The organism is Egbenema bharatensis FJBBOT/2019 (assembly GCF_048077055.1).
GTDB classification, from domain to species: domain Bacteria; phylum Cyanobacteriota; class Cyanobacteriia; order Elainellales; family Elainellaceae; genus Egbenema; species Egbenema bharatensis.
The window spans coordinates 4,403,269-4,419,184 of sequence record NZ_CP182236.1 but is presented as its reverse complement, the minus strand read 5'-3'; the positions used below and the strand labels follow the sequence as shown (position 1 = coordinate 4,419,184).

Genomic DNA, 15,916 nt, shown 5'->3' with positions numbered 1-15,916 from the left:
AAATTCTCCATCCAACCCTATGCAACCCCGTGGTAAGATATAGATTTTGGAGTCAACTCTTTCTAGGAGAAGAACTGTTAAGCATGGTCAAGCTGCGCTTAAAGCGATTTGGGAAAAAATTCGAGGCAAGCTACCGCATCGTGGCGACACAGAGCACCTCTCGTCGTGACGGTCGCCCTCTAGAGGAATTGGGTTACTACAACCCCAGAACCGATGAGGTCAGACTGGATGTTCCTGCGATAGTCAAGCGGCTACAGCAAGGGGCACAGCCGACTAGAACGGTTCGCGATATTTTAGTCAAGCAAAAAGTTTACGAACAGCTTGGTGCTTAGTACCTATCTGAAGATGATTTCTGAAAAAGATCTGAGAACTTGACTGGAATTTTTCAGAATCAGCATCCTTTCAGGGTATTCCGTCAGGGTATCTTGTCAGGACATTCGGATAGGGTCTTCGTTGGAATTGGTTTGACGTATCGGATGCATACAGTACCTAATTCAGACACGCCCTCTTCTCCTCGATCGGCTTCTAGCCCGGATTACAACGGGCTGGTTAAATTTCTCGTGACTCCTTTTCTCGAATCTTCTGATTCAATTCGAGTCGATAGCGAGGTTTCCCCGCGCACCTCCAGAGTGTTGGTGCGGTTAGCGATCGAAGGAGAAGACAAGGGGCGAATTTTTGGTCGGGGTGGACGCAACATCCAGGCAATTCGGACGGTGCTTCAGGCGGTGGCTCAGTCTGCCGGGCAGGTGGCCCATCTGGAAATTTTCGGCAGTCAGTCCAACGGGCGGGAGGGTCACTCAGATGACAAACCCTCTTCGCCTCGTTCTGGTTCCCGTCGCCCCTCTCGTCCTCGTCCTCGCTAGATGACAAATCCCCATACGATCGATTTACCCAATCCTGCTAGTGCGATGGCATTGGCAGGCTCTCAAGAATCTAATTTGAAGCAGATTGCTCACCAGACGGGCACAAAAGTCGCCTTGCGTGGGCAATCCATTGTGATTTCCGGCTCCGAAAAGCAGGCAGCCCTGGCAGAACAACTGGTGCGACTGCTGGAACCGCTGTGGAGTCAGGGAATTAGTGTCACCAACGTTGATATTTCAGCCGTGTGCTATGCCCTGGATGCCGATCGCGTCGATGAACTCCAGGAAATGCAACGGGACGTATTGGTGCGAACCCGTCGGGGTGAAGAGATTCGAGCCAGAACCTTTCCCCAGCGCAAATACATTAAAGCAATTCAGTCCCACGATCTCGTCTTCTGCATCGGCCCGGCGGGAACCGGGAAAACCTTTTTGGCAGCCGTGCTGGGGGCTCAGGCATTGCTGGATGGCCAGTACGAACGGCTAATCCTCACCCGTCCGGCCGTCGAAGCGGGGGAAAAGCTGGGTTTCCTGCCTGGAGATTTACAGCAAAAGGTGAATCCCTACCTGCGACCGCTCTACGATGCCCTCTATGAAATGGCAGACCCGGAGAAAATTGCCGGACTGATGGAGCGGGGGGTGATTGAAGTGGCTCCCCTGGCCTATATGCGTGGACGGACGCTGAACAAAGCCTTTGTGATTCTAGATGAAGCCCAGAACACCACTCCTGCCCAGATGAAAATGGTGCTGACGCGCCTGGGATTTCGATCGCGTATGGTTGTCACCGGAGACATCACCCAGACGGATCTGCCAACGTATCAGCAATCTGGACTGGCAAGTGCCCACAAAATTCTCCACAACGTTGAAGGTATTGCCTTCTGCAAGCTCTCCAAATCGGATGTGGTGCGTCATCCCCTGGTACAGCGGATTGTGGAGGCCTATGAGCAGTATGAGCAACCGCAGAGGTGAGCTTGTAGGGGTGAAGTATTTGGGAGCATGTCACTTTTGTCGCCCTCACCCTAAATCCCTCTCCCAAAGGGCGAGGGACTTCAATCCGGCTCTTCTCCCTGTGGGAGAAGGGGTTGGGGAATGAGGGTCAGACTTGCAAACGTGACATACTCCCAAGTATTTGCGGCAAGATGCATTGCTTGAAACAGACGTGTTCTACGCAAGCCCCTACCCGTTGAACTTTGTTGGCTGGGCGAGCAAGACTTCGGCTTGAGCCCTTCGGCTTGAGCTCAGGTCGAAAGCTCAGTCGAAACGCTGCCCACCCCACAAGAATTTCAGTTTGCTCCTACCCCTGCTTGAACGGTAAGTCCTGGTTAATTAGCTCGATCTCCTGTTGCTCCATCGCATTCACCTGGTCGATATAAGTGTGCAGAATTTGGGAGAGCCGATCGTCGTAGAAACGATGGAGGGAATGGTTGGGGGTTGCCGGGAAGCCGCGCCGTTTTTTGTGGCGACCTCCTGCCCCTGGATCAAAGGTCTGGATATTGTGGTCGATCGCCCAGGCAATGGGGCTGTAGTAGCAGGTATCGAAGTGAAGATTATCGAAATCCCGGAAGGCTCCCCAGTAGCGACCATAGAGCTGATCGGCTTTGGTGAGGCAAAAGGACATGCCAACGGGATGGTGATCATCCGCTTCGTGGTAAACCGCAAAGATGACAATGCGATGCAGGTAGTTTGGGTAAAGCTGCTCAAAAAACTTGCGGGTGAGATACTTGCTGCCCCACCAGCCAAACTTATCGCAGGTATCGCCATAGAAGTCATAGACCTGGGACAGTAAGGAGCGGGAGATTGCCTCTCCTGTAATTGGTTGCACACGTAACCCTGCCTGACCGACCGCTTTTCGTTCACGCTTAATATTGCGGCGTTGATTGGCATTGAACATCGCCAGATAATCATCGAAGCTCTGGAAACCTCGATTTGCCCAAACAAAACTGTGATGCAGCCACCGGACAAATCCATGCCGCAGCATCACTTCCTGCCAGTCTGGATCCGCGTACAAAAAGTTACAGCCAGAGATGCGGTTCTTAATACAAAAATGATCGATCGCCCCCACCATTAATTCCGTCAGGTCATCCTCATCTTCACCGGGGGCAATCAGAAACCGATAACCCTCTGCCGGTGTAAAGGGAGACATACCCAGCAACTTGGGATAATACCGCACGCCCAGCCGTTCCGATAGCTCGGCCCATTGGTGATCGAAGACAAATTCGCCGTAGCTATGGCCCTTCAGGTAAAGCGGAGCCGCCGCCACCAGGGATCGATCGCGCCAAACGGTCAAGTGGTGCGGCAACCAGCCTGCCTTAGCCGTCGCGCTGCCAGAGGTTTCCATGTTGTTCAGCCATTCCCACTCCAAAAAGGGAGTCTTGAGTGGTAAAGCGAGGGCATCCCATTCAGCTTGAGGAATTTCAGCAATCTTGCTGATCCAGTTCACAGAATAGCGGGGCTTCAGTTGTTCAACCATGCGAGGAGAATAGGACGGTAGGACAATAGACTCAGGACAATGAACAGTCCGGGCAGTGAAATGAAATCGCTTGAATATTAAACAGTGTAAAGTCTATCAGGAGGACTGTGCAGACTTGCAGAAAGCAGAGAGCGTTCTTCCTCAACGGCAGTTGTTTGCTGGCAGGACAATGACATTAAACAAAGCAATAGAATTTAATCTCGCAAGAACTCCAGCCTCAGCTGATATTTTTGCGGTTCGATCGATTTCAAACATTAGAGATTGTGCAAAAACCCAGCCTTACTCCGATCGTTACCCCGATCGTTTCATCTCGGATTCAGTATGGAGAAGTACAAGAAAAGATGGGGCAGCGATCGTCTCTAGAGACAGGCTGAGGAATTATTGAGATCTGCCTTGAGAACAGAAAAGGGGTGTAAAAAATAATTATTTTTTAAGTGATCGAGTCAAACTGTTTAAATCCATACCCCTAGAGTTTGCCATTGAAGCTGATCAGTTAAAAACCCTATATCTAGTATTTTTCCTTCTCTAAAAGGATCTAGAAGCAAATTATTTTCGCTGATTTTAGTACAAAAAAACTATATACTTGAAGCTGGAGTTATGTTAGCTTTAACCGTACAAAGGGAAGACCTTCCAAAGGTATTTCTCTCTAATGTGATTCGAGTTTTTCACACCTGGGCAAAGCTAGCCAGCCGTTTAATTCGGTTTGACTCAGCTTATTTGTCCTTTGATTAGTGTGTGAAACTTTGAGTGCTGATGTAGTGAAGTGATTACGCTTGATGCATTGCACTTTCAGTCGTAAAAGCTCCCTCAAACATTAAGGAAAAGATTTCTATGGAAACTCTTGCATACCTCCACCTGACCGAAGACTACGAAAATTCTGAGGTCAAGAATTTTGATTTCAGCGGTGTATCAAACAAAGCCGCATTGGGTCTGTTGGGTGCTACTGCCGCAGTCGTTGGAGTGTTAGGAACAGCTGAATCGGCTGAAGCTTACGGTTACAAGTACTATTCCTATTCCTACTCTCACTGCTACACCTCCTGCTACTACTACCCCACCTACTACTACTACCCCACCTACTACTACTACTCTCCCAAGTACTACTCCTACTCTCCTTGCTGGTAGTTGGTAATTTATCCTTCCGTTTTTTTAGTGCATGAATGATTGCTTAGTGCATGGAGGGTTGCACAGGGTTAGTTGTTAATAGGAATTAAACTTTCGTTTGTTCCTGCATTGGGTCAGTCTGTTCAAGGCTCTCCAGATGCAGGAATTTTATTAGGGATTGCATCTTCCGAGGATGATCCCTCCCAGGGCAGATTACATCCGTCCCCGTTGCAGAGTACTTCTTTTACTATAGACATTGCAGCAAAGTTCACTACCTTTGTTCAGTTAGACAAGCTAAGTTTCGTAGCACAGCATTGATTGAGCAGGGCGATCGTCTTTAGAATGCTGCAAGATTATCGATATTTACGAAGGAAGTTATTATGGTTCAACGTGGCTCTACGGTTCGGGTTCTTCGCAAAGAATCTTACTGGTATCAAGACACGGGCACAGTCGCATCGGTGGATCAAAGCGGTATTCGTTACCCTGTGATCGTACGGTTTAATAAAGTGAACTATGCTGGCGTAAATACCAACAACTTTGGGATGCACGAACTAGAAGAAGTGCAAGGTGCGGCTGGCAAGAAAAAATCAACGCCTACCGCTTCAGGTGGTAAGCAAACCCCCATTGATCCAGCAATTCGTAGGACTGGGCAGGGTGCCCAGACGGATGTTAGAGAAGGGGCAGCTCCAGAGGCACCGGGAACAGATAACCCACAGAAGGAAGGCGATCCGAATCAAGGAACCGAAGCCCGTTAGGGGAACACGTCACTTTTGCCGCCCTCACCCTAAATCCCTCTCCCCAAGGGAGAGGGACTTCGCTCCGCCTCCCCTTCTCCCCGTGGGAGAAGGGGTTGGGGGATGAGGGTTAGACTTGCAAACGCGACATCTTCCGCCCATTGGTGGGTTAGGGCAATCTGATTGATTTGATCTGTGTTGATCTGGATCTATTTTGATCTGCTTGTTCTATTCAATCTATTAAAATTGTTGGGATGTGACGCAGCATCCCTTTTTTTTGGCAATTTTTGAGGATCACCACAGGCAAAGCTTTCTCATTGGGCTACCCCAGTGGATGCTCCCAGTAACCCTCTTTAGGAGGAACTGTTAGAAGCCTGTCTTGTACTAGTCTGGGTAGATGCTTGTGTGCAGTCTGAGGAAAAGGATCCTAACCTATCCTGTGAGGAGCTTTGTTTGAAAAATCGATTAAATGATCCGTGAATCTCCAATTCACAGATCAGCCTGGCCCATTTGAAGTAAACTCTAACAATTCGCCTCTTCCCATTTCCGGAAGCGGGCAGTCATAAGGAGGTCATATGCTAAAGCAATTTTTGGTTGGCAGTTCGGCGTTGATGCTGCTGTTTGCAGGTAGCGTATCGGCTCAAGGAGCGTCTGAGCTTCAAACTCAAGAGCAAGATATGTCCCAAGAGCAGGTCAATCCCGCTCCTGCTACCCCCCAAGAGCAGCAAGTTGACCTACAGGTTGACCAGGACGAACTACAGCGATTCGCTAATGCGGTTGAACAGATCCAGACGATCGAACAAACGGCTCAACAGGAAATCAATCAGGTTCTAGAGCAGAATGGCTTTAGTCGTGAGCGGTTTGGCGAACTCTATCAGGCTCAACAGTCTCCAGAGGCTGAGGTAACGACGGAAGCAACCCCCGAAGAGCAGCAATCATTTGACCAGGCGGTGACTCAAATTGAGTCCATCCTACAGGGCGTTCAGGCAGAACAGGTACAGGCGATCGAGTCTGAGGGACTGGAACCTCAACGGTTCAGCGAAATCCTGGCTGCCGTCCGCCAAGATCCGACCCTTTTACAGCAAGTTCAGCAGATGTTGTCAAACTAGTTAGACCGGCGGAGCGATCGCTCACCCACACAGTCAGGCGTTCCAAACCAAGCGTTCAAATGGCTCCCCTCATAGATGGATCTAATTTATCCATCTTGGGGAGCTTTCTGACATACTAGAGAATCGGTATAGTATAGCTGAATCGATCGCTGTTATGACTGATTTACTCTTATTTGATTTTTGTTGAATTCCCTTGCAAACCATATGAGCCAAGTTTTATTTCATCTTGCCTTTCCGGTGACTGATATTGCTCAGGCTAAAGAGTTTTACGGTGTTCGTTTAGGATGTGCGGTAGGTCGGGAGAATGACAATTCAGTCATCCTTAATCTGTACGGACATCAGCTCGTCGCTCATCTCAGCCATGACCCCCTCGCTCCGCAGAAGGGAATTTATCCCCGCCATTTTGGTCTGATTTTTACGGCTGAAGCAGATTGGGAAGCCCTACTGGAACGATCGCTGCGCCACCACTTAGATTTTTATGTTAAACCCAAACATCGGTTTGAAGGATCTCCGCTGGAGCACCGTACCTTTTTCCTGGCCGATCCCTTTGGCAATTTGATGGAGTTTAAGTATTATGTGAATCCGAATGCTGTATTTGGTGAACTAGCGTACACGCAAGTCGGCGATCGGGTCTAGAACTCCCATCAGGGCAATGAATCAAGCGATAATACGGCAGCGGCTTAGATTTTATCTAGAGGATACTGAAACCCTAACGGGCAAGATTGTTAACTGGTCGATCGCTGGGTTGGTACTAGTATCCGTCGCCATTTTCGTTGCAGAAACCTATGAGATCCCATCTGTAATGCGGTTTCAGCTCAATCGGCTGAATCAGGGGATTCTACTCATTTTTGCGATCGAATATGCCCTGCGGTTCTGGAGTGCTGAGAATCGGATCCGCCACTTTTTCAATCTCTATTCATTGATTGATCTGGCGGTCATCCTTCCCTTCTTCCTAACATCAGTCGATATTCAGTTCCTTCGAGTCTTCCGCTGGTTTCGGATTTTGCGGCTTATTCGCTATGTAGAAGGAAAAACAATTTTTGGTTATGTCACCCGCGAAGACAGTGCGATTTTTGTCCGGATTCTGTTCACGTTGGTGACGATTATCTTTGTCTTTTCAGGATTAATTTATCAGGTCGAGCATCCCGTTAATTCAGAGATTTTTGCCACCTTTTTAGATGCAATTTACTTCGCAGTCGTGACAATGACGACGGTGGGTTACGGTGATATGACCCCTGTTTCAGAACTGGGACGGCTACTGACCGTATCCATGATTATGACCGGAGTAACTCTGATTCCCTGGCAGATTGGTGAGTTGGTCAAACAACTGCTTAAAACTTCTAACCACATGGTGCAGGAAATTCTCTGTGTCAATTGTGGACTCAGCTCCCACGATGCAGATGCTCGCTTTTGTAAGGTATGCGGCAAGCTGTTGGTCAAAACGGGGGAGGCGTGCGAATTACCGGATTTAAGTTCTCGAGTTGAGGATAGACTTGAGGATGGATCTGCGTTGGATCGCAGGGAGCAGGATAAAGCTCGCTTCAGTTAATCCCCTAATCCTGCTCAAGGATAATGGTTTGCAGCAGATTAGCAGGCTGCTGGGCCGATCGCTCAGCCTGACTATAGTTCATCCACAAAATGACTCCCCCCAGAGCCGCGATCGCCCCAATGGAGATGCCGCTAATGAGCCGAACTTGCGATCGGAGTCGTTGAACTTCTCCACTGAGTAAATCGATCTTGGACTGAGAATAGAGTTCAATGTCTTTGCCGTCCAGGGTTGCCTCTACCTGTTTTGCAGTTCTACTCACTTGGCGGGCAACGGGCTTTTTGAACGAGATTTTATTGCGCAACCACCGGGTAATCAAGGGAGGGCCATTTTTCCTGAACCAGTGAAAGGCCACAATCCGAAACACAGGTTTAGAAAGTCTGGCAATTTGTTTGACAATGCCATTGGCAGGTGGATAGGGCAACTTTTGATTAATTAAATTAATTGAGCCAACTTCATAAAGGCAATCAATAATGATTTTAATAGTCACTTCTTCGTTTCTTGATAGATGCTGCAACATCAAGAAAACGTCATGCATGCGCTCATCTTCAAGCGTTTTTTGCTCTAGCTGATCCGGGTCTATGGCTGACATTTTGAATAACAAAGTACGGATGGCATCGATCGCTTGCTCCAGGGAACAAGGCTTGACTTGGGAGTATGTCACGTTTGCAAGTCCGACCCTCATCCCCCAACCCCTCCTCCCTGTGGGAGAAGGGGAGCCGGATCGAAGTCCCTCGCCCTTGGGGAGAGGGATTTAGGGTGAGGGCGACAAAAGTGATATGCTCCCACTTGACTTTAAGTATACAAAGTTTAGGATCACCGTTTGCATCCTACTAACGCCGGATTTCTTGGGTCTGGACTTTCACAACTGGTCAGACTTTTGTAACTGATTAGACTTTTTTAAAGGGTCAAACTGAAGGGTTGAAGGGTTGAAGGGTTGAAGTTCAGGGGGTATCCCATTGCATTTGCATGACGAATCGTTCTGGAATGGGATGCTCCTAAGTTCAGGTGACGCTCTACGGGGCTAAGGTTAATCCCTGACGATCGGCCGTTGCTACTAAAATTGCTTCCACCTGGGCAGGAGTCAGGGTTGGATTCGCACTTAGCATTAAAGCCACCACTCCAGCGACATGGGGAGTCGCCATCGAAGTGCCATCATAGCGATCGTAGAATCCGCCTGGAACTGTGGATTGAACCTGTACCCCAGGAGCCACTACAAAGCTGTGGGGAATTTTTCCAGCCGGGTTAGAGTCAAGATACATCCGACGATCGGCTCCGATCGCACCGACGGAAATGCCCAGATCTCGCACTGCCCCAAAGAAGGCGGGATCACCCGACCTCAACGCGCCCAACTGCTGTCGTTCATTCCCCGATGCCATCACCACCACCACCCCAGAGTCACGGGCAAAGCGCAGGGCTGATTCCAGTTCAGGAGCCACCCCCGACCCCGGATCACCCCCCAAGCTCAGGTTGACCACCCTGGCTCCCTGATTCACGGCATAGCGAATCGCTTCAGCAATCACCGCATCTCCATCGGCTTCCCCGCGCCGATTCAGCACCTTGAGCGGCATGATTTTGGCATCATAGGCGACTCCCAGTTTGCCCGACCCCTTTTGTCCGGCAATAATTCCTGCCACATGAGTACCATGGCCATCCCGGTCATCGTCCGCTGGGTTGTTCGTGTTACTGACAAAATTCCAGCCCAGCCGATCGTCTACATAGCCGTTGCCATCATCATCGATGCCGTTGTCGGGAATTTCCCTGGAATTGCTCCAGAGGTTGCCAAACAGGTCGGGATGGTTATAGTCAATGCCAGAGTCGATCACGGCGATCGTCACTCCCTGTCCGGTAAACCCCTGGGCCCAGGCTGCGGGCGCATTGACCAGATCTAAACTCCAATTCTCTCCCCCCAGAGGATCCAGGCTGGAAAACCGGGGCTGCCCGATCGCCTGAGCCACTGCTGCTGCCGCATCCACCAGACCATAGCCATAGAAAAAGTCGAATCCTGGGGTTGTGGGTTGGTGTACCCTGCTGCGCAGGGTATATTGCCCCGTTTTGTTGGGACGGGCACTGCTGACGCGAATCCTGTACTGAACCCCTTTTTGAGCTGTGAAGACCATCCGAGCATTCAGGTTTTTTGAGGTGTCATCGCCGTACAGGAGTTCTCGCCCCGTTCGCCCGTTCAAAAGCTGCAAATAGCCATCGAACTTTGCCCGCAGGTTAATCTCAATGCGCTGTCCTGGGCGAACTCTGCGCAACACATAGTCGTCCACGTAGGAATTCAGGTTGAGATCCTGTCCGTCGGTTTGGCTCAACTGTCCTCGAATGCGCTGCCCCACTCGCAGGATACTTTTGGCAACCTTTCCCTGGATCGATCGCCACGATCGCCCAAAGATGTGAGATTTACGACCGTTCCATTCTCCTACGTAGGGAGTGCCATAAAACTCGCTGCTCGTTTCCAGCCCCACGGTTGGAATTGCAACCGTAGATTTTCCCGATCGGCCCTGTAGCGATCGGGTCAGACGGAACCCATTCAGGGGCGATCGCGGCTTTAGCGAAGGGAGTAAAAGCTCGGATGCAGGATGGGTAGATGATTCAGATCGATGGGAAGCGTGACGGGGAAGCGTAAACATACGGTGATGAAGCCCCTGAAGCAAGTCAATGCCGAGAAATGAGTGAATTGCGATCGGTATATCTACCATATCCGTCGCATCCCCTAAGTGGCAACTATCCGGAAAATCCCGGAGGGGCGGGAAAGAACTGAGTGACCCCTATGTAAGAACAAAATGAAATTTTCGTAAAGTTTTGACTGAACTTTAATGTTTTCATCGGATGCCCCCTTCAAAGCTTTGCAAAGTAACTCAGAGCTGTCCCCTTGACAGCCAGTTTTTTGTCAAGGAGAGTAATTTGGAGGTAGTCCGTCATCCATGCCGACCTTTGCTTTAATCGAGTAACCATTTCCGCCTGTAGCAGCGATTTACAAATCGTTTTGGCTTCGCTCCGGCAAGTACAGCCAGTCCAACAGATTCATCAGGCGATCTCTTGAATTCCTTCGGCAGTGTGTTCTCTTTGGTTGAACTACCTTTTCAATTTCTTAAACGCTTTGACTAATACAGGTGATTTTCAGGATGACAACCGAGGAACGTTTACACAGCCAAACCGCCGCCCCATTAGCTCCTGGTGATTTGAATGAAGATGAAATTGATCTGGGTAAAATCTTTTCCACTTTGCGGCGCAGAGCGTTACTGATTATCGCAGTCGCATCGGCTGTCACCATTGGCGCAGGGGTACAAACTTCGTTTGAAGATCCTGTTTTTGAATCGAAGGTAGAAATCTTAATTCAGCGCACCTCTGCTGAACAGGAAGTTACCTCTTCCCTACCCGATGCCATTCGACGAGAACAGACTGATACTGGCATCAGCAATCCAGATTTACTGCGAGTTCTGACCAGCAACAGCCTGATGACTCCTGTGGTGGAAAAGCTTCAGCAGCAATATCCAGGCATGTGTGAGCAAATCATTTCGTCAGATGATGAAACCCTTGATCTGGCCAGTCTCACTGCGGTAGAACAGGTCGATCGCTGTCGTGGCATCATTCTGTCAAACTTAAATGCGGAAATTATTGAGGAAGAATCTGACATCATTCGAGTCACCTACAAAGGAATGGATCCGGATGAGGTCAGAGCCATTTTAGATCTGGCAGCCGATGAGTACCTGGAATACAGTCTGGAATACCGACTGAACGAGATTCAGCGAGGCATTCAATTTGTTGAGGGAAAACTGCCGGATTTACGTGAGAATGTGGCTCTCCTGCAAGATCAACTGCAACAACTGCGGCAGCGATACAATTTGATCACGCCAGATGCCAGGGGAGAAGAGCTTTCCTTGCAGGTGAGAAGCTTCCGAGAGCAGTTTTTACAATCCCAGGTTGAATTGGAGCAAACGAGAGAATCGGTTTCTAATTTGCAAGGGGAACTGTCTGGCACTTCACCCGAAGTAGCTGCATCCGGCAGGTTAAGTCAAAATGCTCGATATCAGAGGCTCGTGGGAGAGTTACTGGATCTGGATGCTGAAATCGCCCAGGCTTCAACGCTGTACCTGGATACAACCCCCGAAATGGAGGTATTGCTGGAACGCCGACAGAGCATCTTGGGCTTGCTGTCGCGGGAGGGGCAAATTGTGCAGGGGGAAGCCAGTGGGCAATTGCGGGAACTGGAGGTGCGCGATCAAGCCTTACAGTCCACCCTGGGAACCTTGCGATCGGATGTGGATGATCTGGCAGTGATTACGCGCATCTATACCGATATCGATCGGGAGTTGACCATTGCAACGGAAACCTTGAACCAATTCCTCGCCAAACGGGAGGTCTTACAAATTGATGCGGCCCAACGGGAAATTCCCTGGCTTTTACTCACCCCCACCACTGACCCCGAACCCATCGTATCCAGCCTGCCGCGAAATCTGGCGATCGGTGGCATTTTGGGGGTAATGCTGGGTATTGGTCTGGCCCTGGCGATCGAAGCGTTAACTGATGTGGTGCATAATCCCAACGACCTGAAGCGCATTACTCGCCTGCCCGTACTGGGATCTATCCCGGCCAATCGATCGGCTGCAACTCAATTTTCTGAAACATCCCAGGCGGATCAACTCAGTCCCGCTGGTTCAGCCATAGTACCGACCCAACGCTCTGGCTATGAACGCGATCCCTTTGCCGAGGCATTCCGATCGCTCTATACCAACATTCGCCTGCTCAATTCCGATGACCCAATTCAGTCAATCGTGATCACCTCGACTCAACCCGGAGAAGGCAAATCCACAACGGCGATTCATTTAGCCAAAGCTGCTGCTGCCATGTCTCAGCGAGTGCTGTTAGTCGATACCGATTTGCGGAATCCCAGCCTGCATGAGTACCTGGATCTGCGAAACACAGGCGGCTTGACTGATGTGATGTCGGGAGATCTGTTACTCCGAGAAGCGGTACGGCAAGCAAACTTTGAGACAAACTTGTTCATCCTACCCGCCGGAGTTGTGCCACCTGATCCGACGCGGTTGCTTTCATCGAAAAAAATGCAGCGGTTGATGGAGCAATTTCAGGACAACTTTGAACTGGTCATTTATGATGCTCCGCCTCTGGTTGGGTTTGCGGATGCTTACATCACGTCTGCCCATGCAGATGGCTTGGTGCTGGTGGCGGAAATGGGTAAGCTGAAAAGCTCCTCGTTGGAACAGGCGATGGAACAGACGAAGGTTGCTAAGATTCCAGTTTTAGGGGTGGTATCCCAAAAGGTGAAGGCTTAATTGGACTGGTGGCAACAGACATGGGAACCCACCCCTAACCCCTCCCAGGAGGGGAAACTCTGGAAGTCCCCCTCTAAGGGACGCAAATTAAATAACTCCGATTTTTTCTGTACGGGCGCACAGCTGTGCGCCCCTTCTGGAGATTAAATTTTCGATTTTATTTAATCCGCATTCCTAAACCAGGAGAATGTCCATAAAAATCCCCTCTTGGGAGGGGCTGGGGTGGGTTAATTCCCATTACAAAAGTGGGATGCTCCCTGCCACAGTTAAACGCGGGTGGACTGACAAATCTTTTTTGTAGGCCAGGTTGTAGGGGACTTCAAGAGACTTGCCATCCGGTTCCGTCACATAACCTGCTCATAGATATGGGCAAAGGTCTGTCCCACTGCATCCCACCTGAAGGTGTCCTTAACCCGTTGTTGAGCCGCCTTACCCAACCGCAGCCGTAAATCTGAATCGATCGCCAGACGTTGCATAGCTTCAGCCATATCTTGAACGGTTTGGTCTGGGTCATGGGCAGGAATTTTCATGCCGGTTGCTTCCGTCACCTGAATGGCAGGGCCACCTAAATCCAGACAGATCACCGGACGACCTGCTGCCATCATTTCAGCACAAACAAAGCCCCCCGCTTCATGCAGGCTGGGATGAACTAAAACATGACATTGTTCCAGTTGCGTGAACATACTTTCTCGCGCCATTCTGCCCCAGAACCGGACTTTCGATTCAATACCGAGAGAAGCGGCAAGAGCTTCCAGGCGAGACTTTTCAGCTCCATCCCCAAAAAACCAGTATTCAGCATTGGGGATATTGGCCTGGGCAAAGGCTCGTAATCCCAGATGAAACCCTTTCCAATGCAGCAAGCGACCAATACTGACAAAACGAACGACGGGCTGTTCCGCAATGTCTAGATTTTGTAAAAGCTGAATTTCTTGATCAGACAAGCCGACCTGGGAGATCACCTTGACCGTATGACTCCCCAATTTGTGGGCCCGTTCGGCCGTGCCGTGGGTTGCGGCCAGGGTAAACTGACTGCGGCGGGCCGTCATCTGCGTAAATGGATCCAGTGCCCCCAGTCCTTGAGCCAGACTGCGAACCGTTTCATACAGCTTTCCCCGGAAACTAAAGTCCTTCCAGAACGGTTTTGGGGCAGCATCTCCACCGCCGATCGGCCCCCAAATGAAGGGAGCCGGTAGCAGGGAAAGAAAGCTGGGCGACCAATATTTGCCGTAGGTGACATGCTGTATCAGATCAAAATCGACCTGTTGGTGGAGCGATCGCCCGACAAAGTACGCCTGAATTTGCCAGAGATAGTAATGGAATTGGACGGGGCCTTGCGTATCACGCCAATCGGATGACCAGTTGAATGGATCAAAGTAGATAAAGTGAAGATTTGAGAGATGCTGTTTTTCTAATTCTGCTTCGATCGCCGAACGATAGAAAGTGCGCGTCAGTACCCAAACTTCGTGCTGTTTAGCAGCTTGAACCACAATATTCCAGCCTACACCTTCTTCTGAGCCACGATTTGGTTCACAAGCATAGGCGGACATCAAAATTTTCATGGTGGTGAATCATCCTGTGATTACGTTGAGGAAACTATTTCGCTAGGGCATCAAACGCGCATAATCCTGTAATGCCTGCGCGCCAATTTGATTCCAGTCCAAATGCTTTAGGGCATAGGCACGACCATTCAGCCCCATCTCTTGCCATGCCGAACGCTGGTTGAGCAGGGTTTCTAAACCCCTGGCGATCGCCTGCACATCCGGTTGCACCACCACACCGCAACAACTGGCTGTAATGTGGGGAGCCAATCCTGCAATTTCTGAAATTAAAATGACTCGTCCCGCCAGCATCGCTTCTAAACCAGACAGACTGAAGCCTTCAAACCGGGAAGGAACACAGAAAATATCATGGTTCGCAATGATGTCAGAGGGAGAACGATCGTAATCCGGTTGGAGGAACGTGACTCGATCGGCAATCCCCAGTTGAGTCGCCTGGACTTTTAGAACTGAGCGATCGCCCCAGTCTGGCCCTTGAAGCACCAATTCCACATCATTCGTTTTCACCACCTGGGCAAACGCCTCCAGCAGCAAATCCAATCCTTTGTTGTAGGCATCTAATCGCCCCAAAAAAATCAGTTTGCAACGTCCTTCGGTTCGCCAATCTAACGCTGCCTCTGCCATGACATCGGTGGGTGAAAAACCATTTGGTACTTCAATTACGGGAGGGTTTACCTGGAGCCGTTGCAGCCACTGACCATGCCGTTTATCTAAAACTTGAATGGCGATCGCCCGATTCAGTAGCGGTTTTTCAATCAAGTGCCAGTAGGGCAGTTTTAGATGGGCATTCTTCTTAAAAATGGCAGGATGATAGGGATCGTGGGGAGCGACGATGTAGGGAACAGCGTATTTCCTGAGGAGTTTGCCGAAGGAATAGAGACTGCGATGAAAGATGCCATTGAGAATAAACAGGCTATCCTGCTGGCGATCGCGGATAAATGGCTCTAAGCCAGGGGCAATGTTGAAAGAGGCACTTTCAGCGACAGAGCGATAGGAACCGCTACGGGGATTTGCAAAGCACTGAATCGAGTAACCATAGTCCGTCTGGGTCAAGCTGTCTTGCACTCCCTCACAAAGCACCGTCACGGAGGCACCCTGATGGGCCAATCCGATCGCCAGCCCATGCACTGCTTTGCGGGTTCCCTCATTCAGGTCGTCGCCCAGGGGCGGGAAATGTTTTAAGTAGAGATAGATATTCATACATCACAGTATTGACAACGTTTGACTCAACTTTGAAGCTTCCCCT

16 protein-coding genes are annotated in these 15,916 nt (G+C 50.0%); 11 read left to right on the top strand and 5 right to left on the bottom strand.

Annotated elements, in window-relative coordinates:
* Nucleotides 1-83: 83 nt before the first annotated feature.
* The 3 genes from rpsP to ACM1PF_RS20405 all read left to right on the top strand — a co-directional run bounded on the left by rpsP (nucleotide 84) and on the right by ACM1PF_RS20405 (nucleotide 1,826).
* Nucleotides 84-332 carry a 30S ribosomal protein S16 gene (gene rpsP, locus ACM1PF_RS20415; protein WP_416666480.1) on the top strand — a complete coding sequence of 83 codons (249 nt, stop codon included), beginning with the start codon at nucleotides 84-86 and terminating at the stop codon, nucleotides 330-332.
* 144 nt (nucleotides 333-476) lie between these two features.
* Entirely contained in the window at nucleotides 477-863 is a 387-nt protein-coding gene (locus ACM1PF_RS20410) for a KH domain-containing protein (protein WP_416666479.1), read from the top strand.
* Nucleotides 864-1,826 carry a PhoH family protein gene (locus tag ACM1PF_RS20405; RefSeq protein ID WP_416666478.1) on the top strand — a complete coding sequence of 321 codons (963 nt, stop codon included), beginning with the start codon at nucleotides 864-866 and terminating at the stop codon, nucleotides 1,824-1,826.
* Nucleotides 1,827-2,151: 325 nt separating this feature from the next.
* Here ACM1PF_RS20405 and ACM1PF_RS20400 read toward each other — a convergent pair whose 3' ends face one another.
* Nucleotides 2,152-3,327: a GNAT family N-acetyltransferase gene (locus tag ACM1PF_RS20400; RefSeq protein WP_416666477.1), complete on the bottom strand. Its 1,176-nt coding sequence runs from the start codon at nucleotides 3,325-3,327 to the stop codon at nucleotides 2,152-2,154.
* Between the two features lie 230 nt (nucleotides 3,328-3,557).
* On the opposite strand from ACM1PF_RS20400, the gene ACM1PF_RS20395 reads away from it, so the two are divergent.
* The 7 genes from ACM1PF_RS20395 to ACM1PF_RS20365 all read left to right on the top strand — a co-directional run bounded on the left by ACM1PF_RS20395 (nucleotide 3,558) and on the right by ACM1PF_RS20365 (nucleotide 7,820).
* The gene (locus ACM1PF_RS20395; protein ID WP_416666476.1) at nucleotides 3,558-3,701 is read left to right on the top strand and encodes a hypothetical protein; all 144 of its coding nucleotides are present in this window, start codon (nucleotides 3,558-3,560) and stop codon (nucleotides 3,699-3,701) included.
* A 223-nt stretch (nucleotides 3,702-3,924) separates the two neighbouring features.
* Nucleotides 3,925-4,059: a hypothetical protein gene (locus tag ACM1PF_RS20390; protein WP_416666475.1), complete on the top strand. Its 135-nt coding sequence runs from the start codon at nucleotides 3,925-3,927 to the stop codon at nucleotides 4,057-4,059.
* Nucleotides 4,060-4,158: 99 nt separating this feature from the next.
* On the top strand, nucleotides 4,159-4,449 hold the full coding sequence (locus ACM1PF_RS20385; protein WP_416666474.1) for a hypothetical protein: 291 nt from the start codon (nucleotides 4,159-4,161) through the stop codon (nucleotides 4,447-4,449).
* 359 nt (nucleotides 4,450-4,808) lie between these two features.
* A complete protein-coding gene (locus ACM1PF_RS20380; protein WP_416666473.1) occupies nucleotides 4,809-5,183 on the top strand; it encodes a photosystem I reaction center subunit IV in 375 nt (124 codons plus the stop codon).
* A 554-nt stretch (nucleotides 5,184-5,737) separates the two neighbouring features.
* Nucleotides 5,738-6,271, top strand: coding sequence for a DUF4168 domain-containing protein (locus ACM1PF_RS20375; protein ID WP_416666472.1), 534 nt, complete (start codon nucleotides 5,738-5,740; stop codon nucleotides 6,269-6,271).
* Between the two features lie 204 nt (nucleotides 6,272-6,475).
* Complete coding sequence (locus ACM1PF_RS20370; protein ID WP_416666471.1) at nucleotides 6,476-6,907, top strand: VOC family protein; 432 nt, start codon at nucleotides 6,476-6,478, stop codon at nucleotides 6,905-6,907.
* Nucleotides 6,908-6,923: 16 nt separating this feature from the next.
* Complete coding sequence (locus tag ACM1PF_RS20365) at nucleotides 6,924-7,820, top strand: ion transporter (protein ID WP_416666470.1); 897 nt, start codon at nucleotides 6,924-6,926, stop codon at nucleotides 7,818-7,820.
* A gap of 4 nt (nucleotides 7,821-7,824) precedes the next feature.
* On the opposite strand, the gene ACM1PF_RS20360 is transcribed toward ACM1PF_RS20365, so the two are convergent.
* Entirely contained in the window at nucleotides 7,825-8,481 is a 657-nt protein-coding gene (locus tag ACM1PF_RS20360; protein WP_416666469.1) for a hypothetical protein, read from the bottom strand.
* 352 nt (nucleotides 8,482-8,833) lie between these two features.
* Nucleotides 8,834-10,519 carry a S8 family peptidase gene (locus ACM1PF_RS20355; RefSeq protein WP_416666468.1) on the bottom strand — a complete coding sequence of 562 codons (1,686 nt, stop codon included), beginning with the start codon at nucleotides 10,517-10,519 and terminating at the stop codon, nucleotides 8,834-8,836.
* Between the two features lie 426 nt (nucleotides 10,520-10,945).
* On the opposite strand from ACM1PF_RS20355, the gene ACM1PF_RS20350 reads away from it, so the two are divergent.
* A complete protein-coding gene (locus tag ACM1PF_RS20350; RefSeq protein WP_416666467.1) occupies nucleotides 10,946-13,114 on the top strand; it encodes a GumC family protein in 2,169 nt (722 codons plus the stop codon).
* A gap of 344 nt (nucleotides 13,115-13,458) precedes the next feature.
* Here the strand turns inward: ACM1PF_RS20350 and ACM1PF_RS20345 are convergent, their stop codons facing one another.
* Both ACM1PF_RS20345 and ACM1PF_RS20340 read right to left on the bottom strand, forming a co-directional pair.
* Nucleotides 13,459-14,673 (bottom strand): glycosyltransferase family 4 protein, encoded by a 1,215-nt coding sequence (locus ACM1PF_RS20345; RefSeq protein ID WP_416666466.1) that lies wholly within the window; start codon nucleotides 14,671-14,673, stop codon nucleotides 13,459-13,461.
* A gap of 42 nt (nucleotides 14,674-14,715) precedes the next feature.
* On the bottom strand, nucleotides 14,716-15,870 hold the full coding sequence (locus tag ACM1PF_RS20340; protein WP_416666465.1) for a glycosyltransferase: 1,155 nt from the start codon (nucleotides 15,868-15,870) through the stop codon (nucleotides 14,716-14,718).
* Between the last annotated feature and the right edge of the window lie 46 nt (nucleotides 15,871-15,916).